Raw genomic sequence first — 22534 nt, 5'->3', positions numbered from 1 at the left:
ATCTCTCGGATGCCGAGTGGCTCGCAGATGTCGCAGCCCATGGCATGGTACGACCAAGCTTTGTGCCTCCACCTGAGATCCGTGAACTTTGCTGAGTTGACCCGATATCGCAAGACCCAGGTCGATGCCAGGGCGAGGGAGATCCAACGCCTCGAGAAGGTTCTCCAAGATGCTGGCATCAAGCTCACCTCGGTCGCCTCTGCGGTATGGAGCGCCTCATCGAGGGAGATCATCGAGGCCCTCATTGCGGGAGAACGAGATCCCGCAGTTCTGGCCCAGATGGCCAAGTCCAGGATGCGGGCCAAGATCCCTCAACTCGAGGAGGCACTCTATGGACACTTCGGAGCCCACCATGCCTTCGTCGCCAAACAGATCATCGACCATATCGACTATCTGGACTCTGCTATCGGGGCACTCACCCAAGAGATCTGCGAGCGTCTCCTCCCTTTTGAGCCTGCCGTCGCCTTGGTCGCATCTATTCCGGGAATCTCTACCATCACAGCTCAGGTGATCATAGCTGAGACTGGAGGTGATATGTCGAGGTTCCCAACTGCTGAACATCTATGTGCCTGGGCTGGACTAGCACCTGCTAGTTATGAGTCAGCCGGCAAGCGAAAGCCAGCAGGTACCAGACATGGATCTACGTCGTTGAGGCGTGCGATGATAGAGGCTGCCCGGGCGGCGGCACGCACAAAGGGAACCTACGCATCTGCCCAGTATGCACGAATCGCCAGGCGACGAGGCCCCAACAAGGCAGCGGTTGCGGTCGCCAACTCCATGCTCAACGTCGTCTGGCATCTCCTCACCAATGGCGAACTCTATCAAGATCTGGGGGCTGATTACTTCGAGAGTCACAAGGATCCAACTGTTCAGGTAAAGCGACTGACCAAGCGGATCGAGGCTCTCGGGTTCGACGTCACCGTAACCGAAAGGGTCGCCTAGCCCTAACAGCTCACAACACCTAGACCACTCTCGCATCGTCTGATGCTTAGGTCTTGTCGTCCTTATTTTTCCTGGTAGGAGGCATTACACTTTAGATCTTGAGCGATACACAGTAGGTGTAGCTCAAGGTTTCGGTCGTCTCGTTAGGGTCCCAAATGGAGTCAATGCGGATCTTCGGAAATCAGCGGTAATCCGGCACCAAGATCGACCAGGAATCGATAAGTCGTTGAGCGCATCTGAGGTGATTGGCCAGATTGGGACCGTCATGTGGAGAGTTCTAAACTACACAACCCGTGAACGGGCAAGAGGGGACAAGGGGTTCTCCCTGGTGTCTTACTTATTGGGTTAGTTGGTTCCGGTTACGAACCAAGTGCGCTAGAGATATGCGTTGTCACCGGGGTAACCGTAGCTAGCAGTGACCAGTCAGGCTTACCAGCGCTAAGGAGTACTCGAATGCGAAAGTTCGCAAAGTTCGTCATTCCAAAGGCGATGCGCTTGATCCGCTTAATGAGGTTGTTCATCGACTCTGTCGGTCCATTGGTCACAAAGGACCTATGCCAGGCCAGGATCTCATCATGCCAGCTTTTCAAGGTTCTCCCAAGTAGCTGGACCTCTGGGGGTCGTTGGTTATCGGTGAAGTCACTGATGAGAGCATCGAGGTGGTCTCTGGCGAGTTCCTGGGTCACGATAGGCATAGAGCTCTCGTAGGGACTCCTTGGCTCGCCAGCTGGTAGCTACCTCGTTATCTGGATCTCCAGCCTCAAGGAAGCGAGTAAGTTTATCGTTTGCACCCTCGGTAAGTTTCTCCTTGGCCATATTCAGGAGTCGCCGGATGCGATAGAGGGGATCCCCACCTCTGCCTCTGTGACCAAGGATGTTCTGTTGTACTCGTCTTCTTGTCTCATCAAGGCGAGTGTTGGCGAGCTTGACCAGATGAAATGGATCGGCGACCAGGACAGCGTTGGGTAACGCCTCTTTAAATACCGCTCTATAGGAACCAGCCAGATCAAGGGTTCCCCACTTGACCATGTCACGCCACTCCCTGGGCTGACTAGCTATCCACTTCTTTGGCTCCGCACCTCCTTTACCAGGAACTACATCGAGAAGGGTTGCGCTCATAACGTCCACGATTGAGGTAGACCACTTCTGGGTCCGATAGCGACCCTCGCGATAGAACAGGGTCTCATCTAATCCAAGTGCACGAACCTTACCGAAGCGATTTGGATCCTCAACGAGGGGAGTCCCATAGGCAATCACAGCATCATTGATTGTGTGCCAGTCACAATCAAGCTCTCTGGCTACCGATGACACCGATCGCCCGTCTCTACCAACCACTCGGGTTGCGAATCTAGCTGCCCTATCGGTGAGCTTTAGCCTTGGAGCTGCGATCCTAGTGTCCACGTCACTCCATGACGGGGCGATACAGGTCTCATCCTTACACACCCACCTGCGTTTGTGCCAGATGAGCCTTACGGGACGGCCAAAGCTTTGTAGATCAATCAGCTCTACTAGTGAGCTTCCTTTGGAGTAGCTCATCCCATTGCAGACTGGGCATTTTGGCCGCTCACCCAGACACTCGATATGGACCCGAAGGGGTGTCTTTGAATCTTCGTTACCCAGATCCTCGACACCAATCAAATTGACATCCTTTAGACCGAGCAAGATCTCGGCAATTCGGATAGGATTTTGTTCCACAGGGGTCCTCCAGTGATGAGTTGTTACTAATCCCATTCTGGCAGAGCCCCTGTGACCCTCCCAAACTCACCCCTAGTGCGTGGCTATACCCGACTAATTTCCCCACTTAAATCCGAAGTCCCGTCAATGCCGGAGACGCATAGAGCTCGTCGAGAGTTTCATGTTGCAAGTGGGACTATGCAACTTGAAGGTAACTTGCGATGAGTTCGAGCGCATCACTCCGTTTCGTTGTGGGACCGATGCGTTCAACCATCGGCTTTATGGCGATGCCTCCTCGGGGATTGAAATCGCCAAAGACGCGTAGGAATTTAGGCGATAGGAGGGCGAAGAGATCGTCGGCGATGGTGTTGACACATGACTCATGAAAGGAGCCATGATTGCGATAGCTCACTAGATAAAGCTTGAGACTTTTGCTCTCAACGCAGAGCTCATCTGGGATGTAGTCGATGACGAGTGAACCATAGTCGGGTTGGCCGGTGATCGGGCACAGGCTAGTGAACTCATTGGCAAGCAATCGAATCACAAAGTCAGTTCCAGGACTCGGGTTGGGAAAGGCCTCCAACATCGCTGGGTTGGGGTCTTCGTAGCGGTACGAAGTCGATGATCCTAGCTGGGTGAGGCCATCGGTCACAGTGGTTCTACATCCTTTGTTTGCCGTCGTTCTGATATTGAGTGTAGGCGAGACACGGGTGGTTGGCATCCTGGGGGCAGCTCATGGGCTCGGCCGACTAGACTGGTTGTTCAGCCGATCCAAAGGGAGCGTGTTTGATGGCAATCGAACTGACTACAAAGGATTGTGACGCACTCGACGATGCCGAACTCGAAGAGTTCGCTGCCGTCAGTGATCTGCAGGGCGCAGCCTTCAGTGCTGGTTTCCTCTCGAAGCAACGAGAGGAGTGGGTGCTGTCGTCACTTGCACGAGAGGGGGACTCACTCTTAGGGGGAATGATGTTCACACTCGAGCGTATTGGGGGTACCCCTTGCATTCTGATCAACTTGATCGTCACACAACCAAAGGACCGAGAGCGCGAGTTACTCGCTGCGCTCTTGCACGAGGCTTATTCACGGGCCCTGCTTGCCTTCCCTGACGAGGATGTCTTGGTCGGTGTCAAGCTGATCTCGCCAAATGGATACGAGATTTTCAATGGGCTCGCTGACGTAGTGCCTCGCCCTGGTCATCGTCCAACGGGTGAGGAGCGAGCGTGGTCTCGCCGTCTTGCCAAGCGCTTTGGTCTCGACCATGGTCTCGACGACCGCAGTTCGCTTGCAGTGAGCGATGGCGAGCAGTATGGTTATGTCGCCTATCGGCTTCAGGATCCAATAGAGACTCCCTACCAAGAGGTCTTCGAGTGCTGTGCTCCTGAAGATGGACAGGCGCTGATCGTCTTTGGTTGGGTCATGGCTGAACAGCTCGCTGACGGCTCCGTTCCAGTTCCTGTCTAAGCCAGCACCGCTCTTTGAACTCCTCCAGGCTCGCCATAGCGGCGAGTTGAGTTCTGTCGAGGCCGTTGAGGTTTCGATCGAACGGATGGATCCTGGTTGGCTGGTTGGCGAGAGATTCGATGAGGTGCTCTGCGAGGCTAGAGATTTTGACCGCCTACATCCTCCACACACTTGGTTGCCGGCACTCGCTGGGCTACCCATATTGGCCGATGAGCGGTTCATGGCCGTGTGCGAGGGTATAGATAGTAGGCCTGGTCGGTCGGCTCCGGTGCTCGACGGTTTATACCGCGATGGTGCGCTGTTGCTTGGGCATGTTCGTCCTTCGCAGGTAGACGCTTGGGGATTGGTGCTGAATCGATCGCGGCTCAGCGTGAATGAAGCTGTTAAGGGCGAGCCCTACAGCGACGCTATGGTAGAGGCGCTTCAACATAGTGCGGTCACAGCGTCAGTTACCCTGGACCATCATGGTTCCACCCTTCTTCGTGGTTTGCGTGGTCTTGATGGCTACCGTCCCACTTTGGGGTTGGCTCCGGCGCTCGCCTATAACAGTACGGCTGTAGTCTCTTTCGCCGCTTCGACACTGCGTGAACAGGCGTATCTACTCGATCGGTTGCGTGCGGTTGGAGTCTTAGGTGACCCCCGTTTTCTACCACACTCCAACCCGAAGAGCCTCGCGAGTTTTGCAGCCAGTCCGCTGGCACCGTCGAAGGTCGTAGTGCTTCACGAGTTTGGCGGAGACGATGACCATCATGTGGCGCCAATAGACCACCAGGGAGGGACGCTTTCGATCTTGACTGCTATGGGGATTGAGTCCGAGGTTGTCGATTTCGATCGCCCCTTTTTGGAGCAGGCTAGCCGGATGCTTTCCATAGGTGCGCAAAGCCAAGCCGGTGAGTTGGTAACCGCCGATGAGACACAAGCTTTGATCGCTAGGGTTGATCGACTTGTCGGATCTGTAGACCTTCTTGCGTTCGACCTAGTCGATGACTCATTGTCGCCAGAAAAGATGTCTATAGGTTTATGGCTGCTTGCAGAACTCGCCAACCTTCCGATGGTGGTACTTGCCGGTGCTAGGATTGCATTACTAGGCGCAAGATTCGATGATGCGCGCCTTTTGCGGATGGCCGCCTTTTTGGCCGACGAGTAGCGTATGCTAGCCAACCGTTTCGCGGTCATGCTCAAGTTGGTGGCGGAGCGGCCGGGTTAGTGGCGCACAAATCCTAGCTCTCAACGGTTTCATGACAGCTTGATGACTGCACCCTCGGTATGTCTGCTTGCTGGCTTGTCGTCAAGGCGAAAAACGTTACCTTTGCCCAAGACGGTTAGTGTTGTCTTCGAGCCGACCAGAGCGGTTAGCTCGTCGATGCCGATTACTTCAATTCCAGCCGGTGGCCGGAGCGCAAGCTGCGCGAGGCTGGCGCCCATGCGAGGGATGAACCGATCGAAGTGAGGAATCACGCTGAGGCCAGGAAGAAGCCCAAGGCCGCGATGTCCACTAGCTTCTCGATGCCTTAAACTCGGTATCCATCCTCCCATCACCATCGCTCCAGCGCTGCAGCCGGCGACGGACGCACCCTCCTCGAAGGCATCGACGATAGCGTGCCAGAGGATGGTGTTGCGCAAGGTATCTGCGAGGAAGGTCGGGTTGCCTCCCGATAGGTAGATGAGGTCGGCGCCTTTGAGTTGTTTGGCGAGCGCAGGATCGTTTGCCTCCTCTCGTGTCGTGGGGACGATAGAGATCTGATTTGCTCCGAGGCGTTCGGCTGCCTGTCAACCTAGTTCGATCCAATAGTTGAGACGATCTGTGCCTTCTAGGGCGGCAGCAGTAGGAATCTGAACATAGCGGGTACCGCCGTTTAGGAGACGCCGTTCGATCTCGCTCATCTCCGGGAGATATTCACCTGAACCTACCAACGCTAGTAATCCAGCCATTGCTAACCGAGCCTAGGCGCAAGTGTAGAGTTATGCCCACTTGTGCAGTCTGCAGCTTTGCGCCTGATCTCTCGAGGACGGTGGTCCTTGTTGGTGTCCGGAAGGTCCACTGAACCGTCGGTCAATCTCTGCCGATAGAGCCACGAACAAGATGTAAGTGGATTGAGCTTGACTGCTTCAGTCTCTTAGATGCTGGATTCGCTTAGTTCGTGAAGATATCGTGAGTAGTTTTAATGCGCTTGTGTTCATTTTCTAATTCGGCCGAGGGCTAAACAGGCGGTGATTGTGAAGCTGGCTGAGCGCTTTCACGTTGCGAAGCACTAGGCAGTCAAGCTCGAAACAATCAAGCAGCAAGCAGTCAGGCTGGCCAAGCTAGCTAAGCAACCAGCCGTAGCCGAGTGATATTCTCAGGCGAACGCCACTCGGTCACCAAAGCTGCTTCGTAAATGCCCGATCAGGTTGTTGTCTATTGGGATCGAGATTCCATCGACCAAGAAACGCATAGAGCCAATCTTGAGGACTACCGGGTGTTCGCCTTCGTGCGACTCAAGGACCTGTCGGAGGCGCTCGAGTTCGCTGCGGCTTGCGAGCTCAGCGGGCATGGTCAGCGTCGCCACCTCGGCTCCGTCGACAAACTCAGGTTGGGCAAGCTCCACTACCTCGATCGACATCGCTACAAGTTTCGGCCGTTCCTCGCGAGTGTCGAGGCGTCCTTGGATCTTTAGGACCGTATCTTGGACAAGGAGTTGACCGAACTCGGCCATCGTCTTTGGGAAGACCATCACCTCGATCGCTCCGCGGAGATCCTCGAGGGTGATACTCCCCATGAGTTCACCCTTCTTGGTGTGCCGTTTGGTGAGCGTCGTCGCCACCCCGACCACAGTTACTGCTTGGTTAACACCACTATCGGCGAGTTCCAGTGCCTCCGCTACCTTGAGTGCGGCGATCTTGGCAAGTTGGGCATCGAGGCCAGCAAGTGGATGTGAACTAACGTAGAGGCCGAGCATCTCGCGTTCGGCCTTCAGGAGGACATCCTTGGCCCACTCTTCGGCGGAGGGGTTTATCTCAAGTGTGACTACTCCTGCGGCAACATCGACCGGGTCTTCAAAGAGAGAGAAGACACCACGGTCGCGTTCCCGGCGCTTGTCAAGAGCCTGGTCGATCACACCCTCATGGATCTCGGCTAGCCCCTTTCGGGAGTAACCAAGGCTGTCAAAGGCACCACCTTTGATGAGTGATTCGATGGTGCGCTTGTTGAGCACGACCGGATCTACTCTAAGACAGAAGTCGCCAAAATCCTGGAACGGACCATTGGCCTCACGCTCGGCGACGATCATGCCGACTAAGCCCTCACCGACGTTGCGGATTGCTGCGAGCCCAAAGAGGATCTGTTCTACATCCCCCTCCTTTACAACCACAAAATCGGCCATCGAGTGATTTATGTCTGGCACGAGAACTGAGATCTGATGTGCACTCGCCTCCGCGAGATAGAGTGCAGTCTTGTCCTTGTCATCCTTCACGGAGGTCAACAAGGCCGCCAGGTACTGGGTAGGGTAGTTGGCCTTTAGGTAGGCGGTCTGATATGCAATAAGGCCGTAGCCATAAGAGTGCGATTTGTTGAACGCATAGTCGGCGAATGGTTCGATGATGTTGAACAGTTCTGTACCAATCTGCTCTCCATAGCCGGTGTCGATACACCCCTTGACAAACTTCTCGCGCTCAGCGGCGATGAGTTCGCGAATCTTCTTTCCACAGGCTTTGCGAAGGTTGTCAGCTTCGGCCAAGCTATAGCCGGCAAATTTTTGTGCGACCCGCATGACCGACTCCTGATAGATCATGAGACCATAGGTGTCGGAGAGGAGTTCTTCGAGATCCGGGTGGAGGTAGGTGATCTGTTTACGACCGTTTTTGCGATCGGCATAGTCGTTGTGCATGTTAGCGGCCATTGGGCCCGGTCGATAGAGGGCGGTAAGGGCTGCGATATCATCGAAGCGGGTGGGTGCCAGCGAGCGAACTAAGGCTCGCATTGGGGTACCTTCTAGTTGGAAGACCCCAATGGTGTCAGCCTCGCGGAGCATCGCGTACGTTGGCTCGTCATCCAAGGGGATACCCTCTAGAGTGAGCTCGATCCCACGAGATTCTTTGATTAACTCAATGGCGCGGTCGAGCACCGAGAGGGTCCGAAGCCCTAGGAAATCCATCTTGAGAAGTCCGAGCTCCTCGACCCCGTGCATCTCGTACTGAGTCACCATCGGTGCGAGCGTAGGATCTTGGCCGGGATCGGGTTTGCGTTGAATGGGTAGGTACTTCGTTAACGGCTCGTTGGTAATGACTACCGCCGCAGCGTGGATGCCATCTTGGCGTCGCAGCCCTTCGAGGCCGGTTGCGACGTCTACGACTGTACGAACCTCGGGGTCGGTCTCGACCATCTCCCTCAGCTCGGCGGCTGCTTGGTAGCCGTCCTCGTAACCAGGCTTTAGCTCTAGGCAAGCCGCTAGCGGGGTGTCGCGACCCATAACTAGCGGCGGCATGACCTTGGCGATGCGATCACCAACGGCGTATGGGAGGCCAAGGACACGTGCCGCATCCCTGACGGCCGCTCGTGCCTTTATGGTGGAGAAGGTGACAATCTGAGCAACGTGGTCGGCCCCATAACGGCGACCCGCGTAGCGAATCATCTCGGAGCGATAACGCTCATCGAAGTCCATGTCGATATCGGGCATCTGCGTTCGGCCAGGATTCAAAAAACGTTCGAAGAGCAGATCGTAACGTATCGGGTCGAGGTCGACGATCCTAAGACAGAAGGCGACAACCGACCCAGCGGCAGATCCTCGGCCTGGGCCGACTCGAATCTTAGCCTCGACAGCGTGTCGTATGAGGTCCCACACCACTAGGAAGTAGCCGGAGAAACCCATCTCAGCGATGACGGTGAGTTCATAGTCGATTCGTGAGCGGGTGCGTTCGTCGAGCTGTGGCCCGTAACGTTCGGCCGCACCTGCCTCGGTGAGATGACGTAGATAGATAGTCGCTGACTCGTTGTAGTCGCTCGCTTGGAACTCTTCGGGGATCGGGATCTCGGGTAACTGTGGGGCACCGAACTCAATGGTGACGTTGCACCGCTCGCCGATAGCTAGCGTATTGTCGCAGGCTTGGGGAAAGTCGCGAAAGAGTTCGCGCATCTCGGCGGCGGTCTTTACGTAATGCTCTGATCCGTCGAACTTGAAGCGATTGGTGTCGTTGAGGGTGGCGCCGGTTTGGATGCATAGTAGCGCGTCGTGAGCCATGTGATCTTCTCGATTGACGTAATGAGAGTCGTTGGTGGCCACCAAGGGGGCACCGATCCTCTTTGCGAGGTCGACGAGGAGCGGGTTTGTGCGCTTCTGCTCGGCGAGCCCATGGTCTTGAAGTTCGACAAAGAGGCTCTCCTTGCCAAATATATCTTGGAGCCTGCCGGCTATGGCGGTTGCTTGATCGGAGTCACCACGGAGTAGCTGTTGTAGCACGAGACCACCAAGGCAACCTGTGGTGGCTATCAGGCCCTCGTGGTGCTCCTCCAACAGTTCCCAGTCGACGCGAGGCTTGTAGTAGTAGCCTTCGAGGAAGGCGCGCGAGGAGAGTTGGATCAGGTTGTTGTAGCCGACGTTGTTCTCGGCCATGAGGATGAGGTGGTAATACATCTTCTCGCCACCCTCTCCGTCGCCACCTGTGTCATCGATACGTCCACGACGCGCCGGGCGATCCCGGCGGGATTGGGCGGCCATATAGGCTTCGATTCCGACGATCGGGTTGATGCCGCGAGCCCTTGCGCCCTTGTAGAAGTCGAGGACACCATACATGTTCCCATGGTCGGTGATCGCCATAGCTGGTTGGTGGTCCTCCTGAGCCTTGTTGAGGAGGTCATTGATTCTGGCGGCCCCATCGAGCATCGAGTACTCAGTATGGGTGTGAAGGTGGACAAAAGATTGCATCTGTCCTCCAGATTAGTGAGCACCGTGGGGTGGCTTCGTCGGCGTGAGCGGATTCTTTTTGCGACCACACAGACGGCCTCCTTTTTGCTAGGATTGGGGCCAGGTGAGAAGGGGGAATTCACATGAAGATGCCCGCGGCAGTGTTATGGGAGCCAAAGTCTGACTGGAGCGTCGAGGAGGTGGAGCTTGCGGACCCGCTCGCCTATGAGGTGCGAGTCAAGCTGGTCGCCTCGGGTCTTTGTCACTCCGATGAGCACCTGGTAACTGGCGATCTTCCAGCTCCATTGCCTATGGTTGGTGGCCACGAGGGATCCGGCATAGTAGAGGCGGTGGGAGAGGGTGTGACCTCAGTCGCCGAGGGCGACCATGTGGTCCTCTCCTTCATACCAGCCTGTGGAGTCTGTGACATGTGTTCGAGTGGACACCAGAACCTCTGCGTCCTTGGTGCTCATCTCGTCTCCGGGTCTGAACTTGCTGGCGGACAGCGTATCACTGCTCGTGGTCAAGGAGTAGGGACCTTTTGTCTGTTGGGCACCTTCGCCCCCTACGTAGTGGCTCATGAGTCTTCTGTAGTGAAGATCAATGAGGATATTCCGTTGCGCTACGCCGCTCTTGTTGGATGCGGAGTTACGACCGGAGTAGGCTCAGCGATCACTACCGGCGAGGTAAAACCAGGCGACATTGTGGCTGTTGTGGGTGTCGGTGGTATCGGTATGAACGCAGTGCAAGGGGCGCGCCTTGCTGGTGCTGGCATGATCGTCGTTATTGACCCTAACGCTTGGAAGCGGAATAGGGCCTACGAGTTTGGTGCGACCCATGACGCTGCCTCGATGGCCGAGGCAAAGGAGATGATCAGCGATATCTCTTGGGGAGCCATGGCGAACGCTGTGATCATGACGCCTGGGGTTGTCGAGGGATCGATGATGGCCGATGCACTTGCCCTTGTCGGCAAGAACGGACGAATCGTGGTGACCGGTTTGGCGAGTGCGTACGAGACAGAGGTAACTATGTCCCTGCTTGATCTCACCCTGTATCAAAAGAGCGTGCACGGCTCGCTCTTCGGCTCTGCGAACCCACGTGCTGACATCCCTAGATTGTTGTCGTGGTACCAACGTGGTGACCTCAAACTCGACGAGCTAGTGACCAAGACGTACACACTCGATGAGATTAATCAGGGTTATGCAGACATGCGTGACGGTGCTAACGTACGCGGCATGATCGTCTACGACACCTAGGCCTGACCTGGTTGCTCAGCCGATTACCGGCACGATGACCAGGTGAGTGGTATCATCACCTGAGTTATAGAATTGGTCTTCTCGACAAGAGCCCACTGCCTTAAGCTAAGGCGGCCTGTGACCAGGGTAGCGCTAGACATGCGTGGTGGGGCATAGATGCCAGGTTGTTCTTCGTCAAGAAACCACCAGTGAGTGGCCGTTAGATGTTGGCTAGCTTGTCATACCTGCGTGGAACCATGAGAAGCGCTCGGGTTAGCTTTTGCTGCTTTCCGGTCATGTTTGTGTGAAATGCGCTAGAGTTGGGTTATGGCTATCGATCCAATGCACATAAGGAACTCCGCGAGTGATCGAGAGCGCGTGGAGTCGCTGCTTCGGAAGGGTTTCGAAGACGGCAGGCTTACTCAGAGCGAGTTTACCGACCGTCTCGAGCGTGTTCACACTACGGTTAGCTATGCGGATTTGGTGGCTCTGGTTGAGGATCTTCCTTACGACTACTCGTTTTTGTATGAACATGCCTTCCCGAGTCGTCCGGTTGAACCGACGCAGGTACAACAACCGTTGCGACGACCACGTTCGCGGTCGGTGCTTATAGCCTTCTTTGCCTTTTTTATTCTGGCGGGAGCGGCGCCGGCGGTCGGTCCACTTTTTATCCTCGCTGGTTTGATCTTCCTTTTGGTCGCTTTGCCACGTCGCCGCCGTCATCGGATGATGATGCAGTATCGTTACCAGGACAGGTATCGTCGGGACTGGTAGGGATTCGCTGTAGGCGCTTGAGCTACGGCTTCGAAAGCCAACTACAGGTCTGAGCACTGTTGGGAACAAGGTCATAGAGCCTAGATTTGTCCGAGATCAAAGGATTGTTCGGATAGTTAAGTCAGCTTCCCCAGACGAGTATCGCGGATTCGTCTAAGGGAGTGGGCGATCTCGGCCCATGAGATAGAACTCCTGGTTCGGCATGATCCGCGCAAAACCCGCCAAGCGATTGGAGAGGGCAAAGAAGGAGGCGATTGCCCCGATCTGCCAGATATCTTCATCGGAGAAGCCGAGATCATATAGAGGGGTAAAGCTCTCCTCGGTAACGGTCTGTGGGTGGAGTGATACGGTATGGGCGAATCGCAGTATCGCTTTCTCACGTTCGCTGAGTTCGGCTCGCTCGAAGTCGATCGCCACCTGATCGGAACGATAGGGATGCTTGGATCGGATTCGATAGATGGCCCCATGCGCAACGACGCAGTAGGTGCATTCGTTGGCAGCTGAGGTCGACACCACGATCATCTCGCGCTCTGCCTTCGTGAGACCTGAGTCGTCTCCCTCCATGAGAGCGTCATGGTAGGCGAAGAAGGCACGGAATTCAGCAGGGAAGTATGATAGCGTAGCGAACACGTTGGGCAGGAAGCCCGACCTCTCGCGGACTGCTTCGATTCGTTCGGCGATATCAGCGTCGAGATTTGGAGCCTGCTCAGTTGTGTTGAACCAGAATGGTACCTTTGTCATCTCTCCTCCATCCTTGCAACCTTAGCATTCTCTTTAGTCGGTCACGAAGTTGTGACGTGTCGGTGCGCAGGCAGCGAGTAATGCGATGACTTGATCTGGTGCGTGCAACCAGCCCTAAGATGAGCTTTCCTCTCATATCTATTTTGGTCGGCCTTCTCGAACGAGAGATGGATCACCACCGCACAAACATCAAGTTGACACCGGAGTTGCCGATACACTTGACATGCTTACACAGCTTGATCGACTCCGAACTTTCGCTCCAATACGTCCATCTCAAGAACACATGGTGTACTGCATCCGATTCGACCAGCTTGCAAACTTGCAAAGCTTCGACACCCGCTTGCTGAGCTCTGTTAAAACTCCGGGAGACTACATAGCTCTTGTTGCTCCAGGTGGGGGAAAGGTAAGTCCTCATTGCTTGCCTACAGCTTCGGAGAGCCACTATCGCAAACCTGAGTGAGAACATTATTGCCGAGCGGATACCTGTTAGTTCGACAAAAGGTGTGGTTACATCCAAACTTCATGGTCCTTATCGACATCTGCTTAGAGCGGTCTACAAGAGGGTCGAGAAGTTTGGGGTGTCTTCCGAGGCTGGGAACGATCTCAGACTAATCATTAGGCGAACTGGCGGTACTCAGGGACGGATAACCATTCCCAGTCAGGTCGGTGGGTCGACTCGTCCACATGCCAGATCTCAGACTCGACCTACTCGACATCCTGGCTGTACTTCGCAAATCACCGTGCCACAAGGGCTGTGGCTCATGTCGGTCGGTGGCGCATGAGTGAGCCGATGTTCTGGCCTTGGTCGGCTGTCTATTCGATCGTCGTGTTCTCGATCGTGGGGATCTCGTGGCTTGTTGAGCGACGACGGCCCGGTTCCACCCAGCGAGTGGGCCTTGTTGTGGCACTCGGATCCTCGCTCATTTACATTACCTGGCGCGTATTGTTCACGATCCCTTCCGGCAACTGGATATCCCTCGTCGCTGGGGTCCTGCTTGTGGCGGCAGAACTCGCGGCGATAGTGCAAATGGTGGCGTCCACCGTGAGGGGGTGGCGACAGGTGGAACACGTACCCGTACCGTTGTCGGCACTCGCTAGCATCCCATCAGTTGATATCTACATAGCGACCTTTAGCGAGTCGATCGGGGTACTCGAGCCCACTCTCGCCGGGGCGATGAGTATCCGTTATCCAGGTGACTTCACCGTGTACCTCTGCGACGATGGAAGTCGACCAGCGGTTAGAAAGTTGGCCAAGCGCTATGGCGCCGAGTACCTGGAACGCGACGAACACCAGCACGCAAAGGCGGGCAACCTTAACAACGCCCTCGCTAACAGTGGTGGAGAGCTCGTGGTCACCCTTGATGCGGACATGATCCCCACGGTCGACTTTCTCGAGAAGACCGTAGGCTATTTCGTCGACGAAAATCTTGCGTTCGTGCAGGCCCCACAGGCGTTCCACAATCAGGATCTGTTCCAGCACAACCTGTTCTCGGGCAAGGGACTTCCCAACGAACAAGACCTCTTCATGAGAACCCTGCAGGCCGGCAACGGCCGCTTCAATGCAGTGATGTACGTCGGGAGCAACGCGGTGATCCGACGTACGGCGCTGGACGCCATAGGCGGCTTCGCAATTGGCGTGATCACCGAGGACATGGCGACGGGGATGCTCCTTCAAGCGGCGGGTTACCGCACCCTGTTCGTGCCTGACATCATCGCCGCTGGCCTTGCTGCGGAGAACTTATCCGATCTGCTCACCCAGCGCATCCGGTGGGCACGCGGCAATATCCAAACAGCGCGCAAGTGGAACCCTCTCACCTTGCCCGGCCTGTCCTGGATGCAGCGCTGGATCTATGCCGCTGGCATTGTGTACTGGAATTTCGGCATTCTCAAGATCGTGTTCATCCTCGCGCCGCTCGTATACCTGATCGGTGGCATACCGATCTTACACGCCGGGGTATCGTCGATTCTTGTGATCTGGCTGCCCTACTTCGTGGCGTCATTTGTGGGCATGAAGGTGGCCTCTCAGGGGCGTCGCAGTTTCACCTGGTCCCACGTGTACGAGATAGCCATGGCGCCGACTATCGCGGTCGCGATCGTCACTGAGTGGCTGGGGTTCAGTAAGAAAGTATTTGCGGTGACACCCAAGGGTGTTTCAACCGATAAGTTAAACTTCCGCGTGGCGATCGCGTCGCCTCACATCGTGCTGCTGGGTCTGTCGCTTTATGCGCTGCTCAACGCATTCGTGCTGTCGCCGGGCGAGTTCAACTTTGGCTCGGTGGTGATCATCTCCTTCTGGACCGTCTACAACCTGGTTGGTCTGGTGATGGCTATCCTGGTCTGCCTCGAGCGACCTCGCAAGCGAAGCACCGAACGCACGGAGGTCGACTTACCGGTCGAAGTGCGACTGTGGAAAGGCGCGCCCGTGGAGGGTAGAGTTCTCGATCTCAGCTTCAACGGCGTGCGATTCGCCCTGCCGTGGTCGAACGCGTTCGGTCCCACTGAGGCAGCTCGCCAGTTGGAGCAGAAGGGAGAGATCGCAATCGACGGGATCGGTCTTATCTCTGGAAGTAGCCGGTGGGTTAGCGAAACCAACAACGGCCTGCTGGTCGGCTTCGAGTTCGATGAGCTGCCCCCTGCCGAGGCCGTCAAGCTCGTGGCTAAGATCACCTCCTCGCCTCGCTGGGTACGACACGACCGTGAGGTGAGCGCAGGTATTGCCGGCGCGGCAGCGCGGACGGTCATAGGGGCTGCGCGCAAGGCCAATCCAGCCCTGCGAACCGAATTGCGAGTGGCCACACACGGTATTGCACACCTGCGCCAGGAAGAGTTCGAGCTCGCCCCATCCTTTGAGGTGGATCTCGAAGACCTCAGTTTCGGGGGATGCCGCATTCTCTCACCTCGACGACTCAGTTTGGGTGATCATTATCAGGTAGACCTGGGTGACCGGCGCTCGGGTGGGGCTGAAGTGCAGTGGGTGGAGAGGCACGGCGGACGATATCTCGCGGGTTTAAAATTCGATGGCGTTATGGAACGGATGGTGCAGTTATGAAGGTCCCACTATTGACTTAATCCTCGCAGAGATCATGCGGTTGTTCATTTCAGAGCTGACCTCTTAGGTTGTGAGGCACTGAGTTCCAAAGCTGGTGCAAACATGGAGTAAAGCCGCGGTAGTTTGCGCGCTAGCCCTACAGGGCGCTCAGCTGCTAGTAGAGTGCGACGATCCACTTTTTGCAGTACCCTTCGAATGGGGCGCTGTAGGCGGCAACGGCGTATGCAGGGATCCCATCCCTGACGAGCTTCCATTTGCGCCCGCCCACTTGGGTGTTGACGTCAAAGTGGCCTGCGAGTTCCTTGGTGAATGGAACATGATGGCGGCGCCCATGCCAGACAAACCCAAGCAGCAATTTGCCATCCAATTGAGGTTCGAGAATTGGATCGTGGAGAGCGAGGCTCGCTACCGATGGAAATGAAGCGTCGAAACGTGAGTAGGCGACGCTTGGACCGGGGAGGAAGAGCGGAGGCAACTCCTCGGTTTGAGAGAGCTCCTCAAGAACTGCTGCGACAAGCTTGGACTTGGGAGGTCGGCTGATGCGGCGAAGGGTAGTGGCGCGGATCTGCTCTGGGCGTGCTGGGTCAACATCGGAGGTCGGAGCGGCGTTCTCAAGATCCATGTAGCTGGGTGCCTCGATCTCGGTGTCTACCGGGAGTTGAAGTCGTAGGAGCCGACGTTTGGCGGTATCAGCCACGATTAGCTCACGATGTAGGCTGTTCTCTGCTATCGAGCCAAGGAGAAGGTAGCGAGCGACCGGTTTCATTCAATCCTCTCAAGTGCGCTGCGTAGGGCCGCGGGGTCGGTGGTAGGCAAGTGGCAGACACGGTTCTGACACAGGTAGGCCGAGCCGCTCTCGAGCCCAGTCAAGAGCGGAGTGGCATCACCATGGACCACTATTAGATCGCCACGAGTGTTTGAGAGCGCTACATCTACCAGTTGTTGATGGCCGTGACCAGGAATTAGAACCTCGGTGGTGCCAAGCTCGAGCTCGGTATGGACCCAGCAGAGGATCGAGAACGACGCGGGAACTCGTGCGATTAGCGGCAAGTAGGCATGGATCACCTGTCTTGCAGTCTCCTGGAGTTCTGAGTCGTCGGTGATGAAGCCAACCCTATGGGTCAACCACGCAAATAGTGAGTTGGTAGATGGAGTGGCACCGTCATAGCGGTCAAAACTCTGGAAGGGTAGCGTACCACCTCGGCGACCGATGGCGAGTTCCGGGCCGTTGGCACTGGTGAACAATGTAATCGCGCGCTTGAGCGCCCAGGAGGCCTCATCGATCCAGCGAACCTCGCCGGTGGAGGTGAACGCCTCAAGCATCCCGCCGGCGTAGTTGACGTAGTCGGAGGCGAAGCCATCGATGTTTGCCGTCTGCTGGTAACTCACGTGAAATAGGTCATCGCCCTCCCGGAACATCGCACGGATTCGCTCGATGAGCTGAAGACCCTCGTTGAGCATCTCAGAATCTGACAGAAATCGTCCCGCTCGGAGGAGGGCAGCCGCCCAAGCTGCATTGCCGTCGCAGGTTGCCTTGTCGTCGATCCCGAGTTCTGTGCGGTCGCGTCTATAGCTTGAGACCTTTGGCAACATAGGGGAAACCTGAGAGTTAGGTTGTGGGCTAGCTCCAGTGGGACGGTGGAGGATGCTCCTACCCTCGAAGTTGCCTCCAGCGCTGACGCCATAGAACTGGGCAAAAGTATCGTATTCGTCGGCTAACAGCTCCTTGAGTTCTTTGGCCCCAAGAAGGTAGTAACCGCCTTCATCTCCCTCGGCATCGGCGTCGGTGGAGGATGCATAGAGTCCGTTTTCAAGCTTTAGCGTGGCTACGGCAAACGAAAAAATACGTCGTGCCACCCATCGTAGATCCTCGTCGTCGGTGTCGACGGCGACAGTAGCAAATAGTGAGAGCAATCCAGCCTGGTCATAGAGCATCTTCTCGAAGTGAGGGGTGATCCAGAAGCGATCGGTTGAGTAACGGAAGAAGCCACCGTCGATGTGATCATGGATACCCCCATTGGCTAGCGCTTTGAGGGTGGTGGTGACCATCTTCTCGACGCGCGCTGGATCATCAGCCAATCTACGAGAGCGCCATAGAATGTCAAGGACATATGGTTGTGGAAACTTGGGCTGGTTGCCAAAACCTCCAAACTCCGGGTCAAAGCGCTCCCACAGCTCAGTGATCATCTGCTCTAGTACCAACGTTGAATCGAGTTCGAGATCGGAGGTTTGAGGAAGCGCATGCTGTGAAGAGAGGGCTGATTCGTACTCCCTGCTAGCCTCGAGCAGAGTTTCAGGCTGTTCGTCGCGGAGACGGATGATCTTCTCTGCGATGGGGAGGAGACCCGGCAGGTGGGCACTGGTGTACGGTGGTAGGTAGGTGGCGCAGTAGATCGGTACGCCGGTAGCGGTGGCGAAGACAGTAATCGGCCATCCGCCATTACCCTGCTGGGCGATGAGTGCCTCCATATAGAGGGCGTCTACATCAGGGTGCTCCTCGCGATCGACCTTGATGCAGATGAAGTGGTTATTTAGAAAGTCCGCAATCTCAGGCTTGTTGAAAGTTTCGTGAGCCATGACGTGACACCAGTGGCAAGCTGAGTAGCCGATCGATAACAGAAGCGGACGATCAAGCGAGTCCGCAAGATCAAAGGCGGCTTGGCCATAAGGTTGCCATGCAACTGGATCGTTTGCATGCTGGCGCAAGTACCGACTTGATGACTCGGCGAGCCGGTTGGTTGGTGGGGGTGGGATTGCGCTCATCGTTGATCGCAAGCCTAGCATCCAGGAGGGTCGCGTCATCTGGTGTTGAGGCCCGTCCGTGCTGTTTACTGCGATGGTTGTGGTCTAATCTTGGGGAAGGTTAACGAAAGGAGTTGTCATGGGTGTTGCTATTGTCACAGGAGGATCGCGAGGTATTGGGCTCGCTACCGCTACGCGGCTCGCTCAAGATGGACATCAGGTGATGCTGGTTGCAAGGAAACCCGATGAACTCGACGCAGCTTCCAGACAGATTAGTGATTCAGTTCCTGGTGCGGTAGTCGGTACTTGCCCGGCGAACCTGCGCGACGAAGGGGCACCTGCGGCTATCTTCGATATGACCGAGGAGATGCTCGGCACCGTTACGTTGTTGGTCAATAATGCTGCCACGAATCCGTGGGCTGGTCCGATGGTGGAGTTAACGCCCAAGGTAATGGACGTCGTCTATCAGGTCAATCTCAAAGCGCCAACCATGATGATTCAAGAGTTAGCGAAGCGTATTGGTGACCGTGATCATCAGGGGGCGGTGGTGAACGTCGCCTCCATTGGTGGACTCCATGTTGAGCCCCTGATCGGGTGGTACAACGTCCAGAAGGCGGCGCTCTTGCACATGACTCGGCAGTTTGGAGCGGAGCTAGGTCCACGGATTCGAGTGAACACGGTAGCGCCGGGACTTATTCGCACCCAATTTGCCTCCATGTTGGTTGACTCGTTAGAAGGCCAGCTTTCTCAACGTCTGCCGCTTGGCCGCATCGGGGAGCCAGACGATGTTGCTGGCGTCATTTCGTTCTTGTTGTCCTCGGATGCGCAATGGATGACCGGAACCACGGTGGTCATAGATGGCGGTAACGAAGTCATGGGGATGTTCTAGCTATACGTTGGTTCAAGCGCGAATTTGTTACGGATTCAATAAAAATTTGTCAATTGGCAGCACGATTCCGTAGGATCTGATACATTACAGCATACACCTGTAGTTGGGTTCAAAAAGGGGGAGGATACGTGGATACAGTGGAGCACGCTCCGGAGACATCCGGAGGTCGGCAAGGGGGTGGTCATAGTCTCAGACGTGGCGCACTCTCATTACTCGATTCGAGTGTTATGGGTGTCGCTGGTGTCGCCCCAGCGTATTCGATTGCAGCCTCGACCGCGGTACTCATTGGGGCAGTATCAGTAGGCGGACCTGCGGCACTACTGTACTGTGGCATTGCTATGTTCGGTATCGTTTGGGCGTTTAACTATCTCGGCCGTTCTGAAACTAACGCCGGAGCCAGCTATGCCTGGGTAAGGAGAGCGCTGCATCCGGTTCTTGGATATATAGCTGGCTGGGCACTTGTCGCCTCGGCACTGATTTTCATGGTGGCCGGCGCCTATCCAGCAGGCTCGACGCTTTTGGGGTTGTTCTCGAATTCAGCAGCCAACAATGTCACGGCGGTCACTATCGTTGGCTCGATTGTCTTCTTGATAATGATCGCAGCAGTGATCGCCGGGGTGACCATCACCGCCAGAATTCAGGTAATAATGTCCTCGATCGAGCTCGTGATCTTGGTGGTCTTCGCCGTTCTGATGCTCGTTCACGGCCATGATGTGCGCAACTTCTCGTGGTCATGGTTCTCGCCATCGGTGTTCCACTCCTCCAGCGTCTTCTTTGGTGGTGCGCTGGTTGCGGCGTTCTATTACTGGGGTTGGGATGTGACCGCCAACCTCAATGAGGAGACTAAGGAGGCCAAAGTAACACCTGGCCTTGGCGGAATTATCGGTGTGATCGTGGTCTTCGTTCTCTTTGAGGTATTCACTATCGGTACTAATATGGTGCTTACCAACAAGATTATCGCCAACAACGCTGGTGATGTACTTCTGGTGCTTGGTCAGACGGTCTGGCACGGGCTTGGTGGCAAGTTGCTGGTGGTTGCGGTTGTCCTCTCCACCGTTGCAACCTTAGAGACTACGATCATCCAGGTAACGCGTACTATGTTCTCGATGGGACGTGATGGCACGCTCCCAAGAGCGCTTGGTGTCACTCACGCGACCCGCAAGACCCCGGTGACCGCCACTGTTGTCGTCGCAGTCATATCGTTGGGCCTCTTCATTGCCTCGAATTACATCGGTTCTATCGGCACCGTCCTCACCGATGCGATCAATGCCATCGGACTCCAGATTGCGATTTACTATGCACTTGCAGGGTTCTCGGTGGTGATCCTCTATCGCAAGAAGATCTTTACCGGCGCCAACTACTTCTTCTTTGCCGGGCTTTGGCCACTCGTGGGTGCCGTCTTTATGGCGGTCATGTTTGAGCAGACTATCCCGGGCCTGAATGCAGCGACGTTGATCGTGGGTCTAGGATCGATGGCCCTTGGCCTCATCCCGATGATCATCTACTGGGTCAAAGGGCGCCCGTACTTCAAGATGCCAACCGCCGAGGAGCGCGATATAGATTATGAGCCAGCTCTAGCTGATTAGCACGACTACGGTCTCCATCTGTCGATGGTGGTTGGTTGTGAACAGGATCGAGGGTTCGCGCCTGCTGACCTAGCGTCTCAGGGCGGGCCCTCGATCGCGGTAGACTTTGACTGTTTTCGCCAATGACCGCTGTTGTGGGCATGCATCATGGATGCGGTCACTCCAAATGTTGGGCCGTCCGATCGTGGCTCAGCGGGCACGTGTGCAAGAAATTGCTCCAAGATTGGGCCGTCTCTGTAATCGGAGGCCTTTGTAGTCGGAGGTGTGTAGATCTCGATCTTTGCGAAGTCGACGCCAGTGGGTCTACCAGTGTTGCTGATCATTGCTCCTATGGGTCCAACCGTTGGTCGTGAAGGTAGCTAGCCCTGCTCGCAAGTGAGAGTAGCGTTCATGTGCGGAGAGCTGGCACACAAGATGCACCTGATGCGATTAATCACCAGAGAGTTGCTGTCCTAGGGTCTTGCGCATTGGTTTGCCAGTCTCGGTGCGGGGGATGGATTCGACAGTGATGATCCGGCGGGGTAGCTCGTATCTCTCAAGGCTATCCAGGTGGTTGCGTACCGTATTGAGATCGGGAGGTTTTGGTGAGGTAACCACGAGGGTTACGGCTTCACCGAAGCGATCATCGGTGGTGGCGACGACACAGAGATCGCCAAGGTCGCTGCCGAATTGAGCACTCACGGCAGCCTCTACGCGAAGCGGGTTTACCTTGTGGCCGCCGCTGTTGATGAGCTCGCTTGCCCGCCCTAAGACTCGTAGCGAACCATCGTCACTGAAGCTGCCAAGATCACCAGTGTTAAGCCAGCCGTCGCTGTCTAGGACTGGAGCTCCATTTCGATAGTGTTTGGCCATCATCGGACCGCGAAGTTCTATGACATCATCGACAATGCGGACCTCGACACCGTCCAGCGGATGGCCGTCATAGATGACCCCTGAGCCGGTCTCAGTCATGCCGTAGGTGACGATTGCGTTGGTGGGTACCTGCTCGGGAGGTGGTTGAGCACCAAGCAATACTGAGCGGAAGCCGCTCAGATCGACCGATGGCAGGGCTGCAGTGACCGCTACTGTCAGCGTGGCACCCGATGCGAGTGCGTTGTCCACCGATACTTGATCGAGATGTTGACCCATGAGCACTCGGTTACCGAGGAGCAATGAGCGCGCTATGACGGCGAGTCCACCGATGTAGGCCGGCGAGAGTGGGCAGAACCATACGTCGTTCGCGTTGATTGCAAGTCGTCTCTGGATCGATTGCGCAGAGGCGAACAGGTTTGCTTCGGTGTGAACGATCGCCTTCGGCGGTCCGGTCGTGCCGGAGGTGGTAATTACTATCCGACTGCCAGTCGGGAGCACAGGGGCGTGAGGATCGAGTTCATGGACACCATCGGAGTCGACGAGGCGATGAGCTGCCAGGACGGCTAACCGTTCCTCGATGCGCATCTTTGGTGAGCGTGGGTCCAGGACCGCTACCGCATCGTCTCGAGCCCAGCATTTGGCGATCATCTCGACGAGCTGCTCTGTCGGCTCTAGTTGGATCGCTACGAGTTGGTTCACGCCTCTAA

General features: G+C 55.9%; 17 protein-coding genes and 1 pseudogene. 8 read left to right on the top strand and 10 right to left on the bottom strand.

The window, feature by feature from the left end; translation table 11 throughout:
- Positions 1–81: 81 nt before the first annotated feature.
- Complete coding sequence (locus tag FEAC_RS11570; RefSeq protein ID WP_160290391.1) at positions 82–942, top strand: IS110 family RNA-guided transposase; 861 nt, start codon at positions 82–84, stop codon at positions 940–942.
- 359 nt (positions 943–1301) lie between these two features.
- Here FEAC_RS11570 and FEAC_RS16135 read toward each other — a convergent pair whose 3' ends face one another.
- From FEAC_RS16135 to queF, 3 genes are all read right to left on the bottom strand, one after another.
- Entirely contained in the window at positions 1302–1637 is a 336-nt protein-coding gene (locus tag FEAC_RS16135; RefSeq protein ID WP_082055651.1) for a transposase, read from the bottom strand.
- On the bottom strand, positions 1582–2673 hold the full coding sequence (locus FEAC_RS11560; RefSeq protein WP_082055650.1) for an ISL3 family transposase: 1092 nt from the start codon (positions 2671–2673) through the stop codon (positions 1582–1584). Before FEAC_RS11560 ends, FEAC_RS16135 begins: the two co-directional genes overlap by 56 nt.
- A 139-nt stretch (positions 2674–2812) precedes the next feature.
- Positions 2813–3268, bottom strand: a complete 456-nt coding sequence (gene queF / locus FEAC_RS15990; RefSeq protein ID WP_269078276.1) for a preQ(1) synthase — start codon at positions 3266–3268, stop codon at positions 2813–2815.
- Positions 3269–3405: 137 nt separating this feature from the next.
- Between queF and FEAC_RS11550 the strand changes: the two genes are divergently transcribed.
- Together FEAC_RS11550 and FEAC_RS11545 are read left to right on the top strand one after the other, a co-directional pair.
- Positions 3406–4080 (top strand): hypothetical protein, encoded by a 675-nt coding sequence (locus FEAC_RS11550; RefSeq protein ID WP_035390610.1) that lies wholly within the window; start codon positions 3406–3408, stop codon positions 4078–4080.
- Positions 4081–4126: 46 nt separating this feature from the next.
- Positions 4127–5227 (top strand): hypothetical protein, encoded by a 1101-nt coding sequence (locus FEAC_RS11545; protein ID WP_152623222.1) that lies wholly within the window; start codon positions 4127–4129, stop codon positions 5225–5227.
- 89 nt (positions 5228–5316) lie between these two features.
- Here FEAC_RS11545 and FEAC_RS11540 read toward each other — a convergent pair.
- The 3 genes and pseudogenes from FEAC_RS11540 to dnaE all read right to left on the bottom strand — a co-directional run.
- Positions 5317–5829 (bottom strand): annotated as a pseudogene (locus tag FEAC_RS11540) (Type 1 glutamine amidotransferase-like domain-containing protein); the annotation flags it as partial.
- A gap of 21 nt (positions 5830–5850) precedes the next feature.
- Positions 5851–6012, bottom strand: coding sequence for a hypothetical protein (locus tag FEAC_RS15650; protein WP_156099297.1), 162 nt, complete (start codon positions 6010–6012; stop codon positions 5851–5853).
- A gap of 407 nt (positions 6013–6419) precedes the next feature.
- Positions 6420–9980, bottom strand: a complete 3561-nt coding sequence (gene dnaE / locus FEAC_RS11535) for a DNA polymerase III subunit alpha (RefSeq protein WP_035390606.1) — start codon at positions 9978–9980, stop codon at positions 6420–6422.
- 122 nt (positions 9981–10102) lie between these two features.
- Here dnaE and FEAC_RS11530 point away from each other — a divergent pair, with 122 nt between their 5' ends.
- Both FEAC_RS11530 and FEAC_RS11525 read left to right on the top strand, forming a co-directional pair.
- Positions 10103–11215 (top strand): NDMA-dependent alcohol dehydrogenase, encoded by a 1113-nt coding sequence (locus FEAC_RS11530; protein WP_035390605.1) that lies wholly within the window; start codon positions 10103–10105, stop codon positions 11213–11215.
- A gap of 306 nt (positions 11216–11521) precedes the next feature.
- Positions 11522–11968, top strand: a complete 447-nt coding sequence (locus FEAC_RS11525; protein WP_052566299.1) for a DUF1707 SHOCT-like domain-containing protein — start codon at positions 11522–11524, stop codon at positions 11966–11968.
- A 153-nt stretch (positions 11969–12121) separates the two neighbouring features.
- Here FEAC_RS11525 and FEAC_RS11520 read toward each other — a convergent pair whose 3' ends face one another.
- Complete coding sequence (locus tag FEAC_RS11520; protein ID WP_035390604.1) at positions 12122–12709, bottom strand: peroxidase-related enzyme; 588 nt, start codon at positions 12707–12709, stop codon at positions 12122–12124.
- Between the two features lie 778 nt (positions 12710–13487).
- Between FEAC_RS11520 and FEAC_RS11515 the strand changes: the two genes are divergently transcribed.
- Positions 13488–15758, top strand: coding sequence for a glycosyltransferase family 2 protein (locus tag FEAC_RS11515; protein WP_081901184.1), 2271 nt, complete (start codon positions 13488–13490; stop codon positions 15756–15758).
- Positions 15759–15912: 154 nt separating this feature from the next.
- Here the strand turns inward: FEAC_RS11515 and FEAC_RS11510 are convergent, their stop codons facing one another.
- Positions 15913–16524: a hypothetical protein gene (locus tag FEAC_RS11510; protein WP_035390602.1), complete on the bottom strand. Its 612-nt coding sequence runs from the start codon at positions 16522–16524 to the stop codon at positions 15913–15915.
- Positions 16521–18521, bottom strand: coding sequence for a thioredoxin domain-containing protein (locus FEAC_RS11505; RefSeq protein WP_160290389.1), 2001 nt, complete (start codon positions 18519–18521; stop codon positions 16521–16523). Before FEAC_RS11505 ends, FEAC_RS11510 begins: the two co-directional genes overlap by 4 nt.
- Positions 18522–18639: 118 nt before the next feature.
- Here FEAC_RS11505 and FEAC_RS11500 point away from each other — a divergent pair, with 118 nt between their 5' ends.
- The gene (locus tag FEAC_RS11500; RefSeq protein ID WP_035390600.1) at positions 18640–19389 is read left to right on the top strand and encodes an SDR family oxidoreductase; all 750 of its coding nucleotides are present in this window, start codon (positions 18640–18642) and stop codon (positions 19387–19389) included.
- A gap of 128 nt (positions 19390–19517) precedes the next feature.
- Positions 19518–20975 carry an APC family permease gene (locus FEAC_RS11495; RefSeq protein WP_236684649.1) on the top strand — a complete coding sequence of 486 codons (1458 nt, stop codon included), beginning with the start codon at positions 19518–19520 and terminating at the stop codon, positions 20973–20975.
- A 429-nt stretch (positions 20976–21404) separates the two neighbouring features.
- On the opposite strand, the gene FEAC_RS11485 is transcribed toward FEAC_RS11495, so the two are convergent.
- The gene (locus tag FEAC_RS11485) at positions 21405–22526 is read right to left on the bottom strand and encodes an AMP-binding protein (RefSeq protein WP_052566296.1); all 1122 of its coding nucleotides are present in this window, start codon (positions 22524–22526) and stop codon (positions 21405–21407) included.
- Positions 22527–22534 lie beyond the last annotated feature (8 nt).

Source organism: Ferrimicrobium acidiphilum DSM 19497 (assembly GCF_000949255.1).
GTDB lineage: Bacteria > Actinomycetota > Acidimicrobiia > Acidimicrobiales > Acidimicrobiaceae > Ferrimicrobium > Ferrimicrobium acidiphilum.
This window is presented reverse-complemented; position numbering and strand designations above follow the sequence as displayed.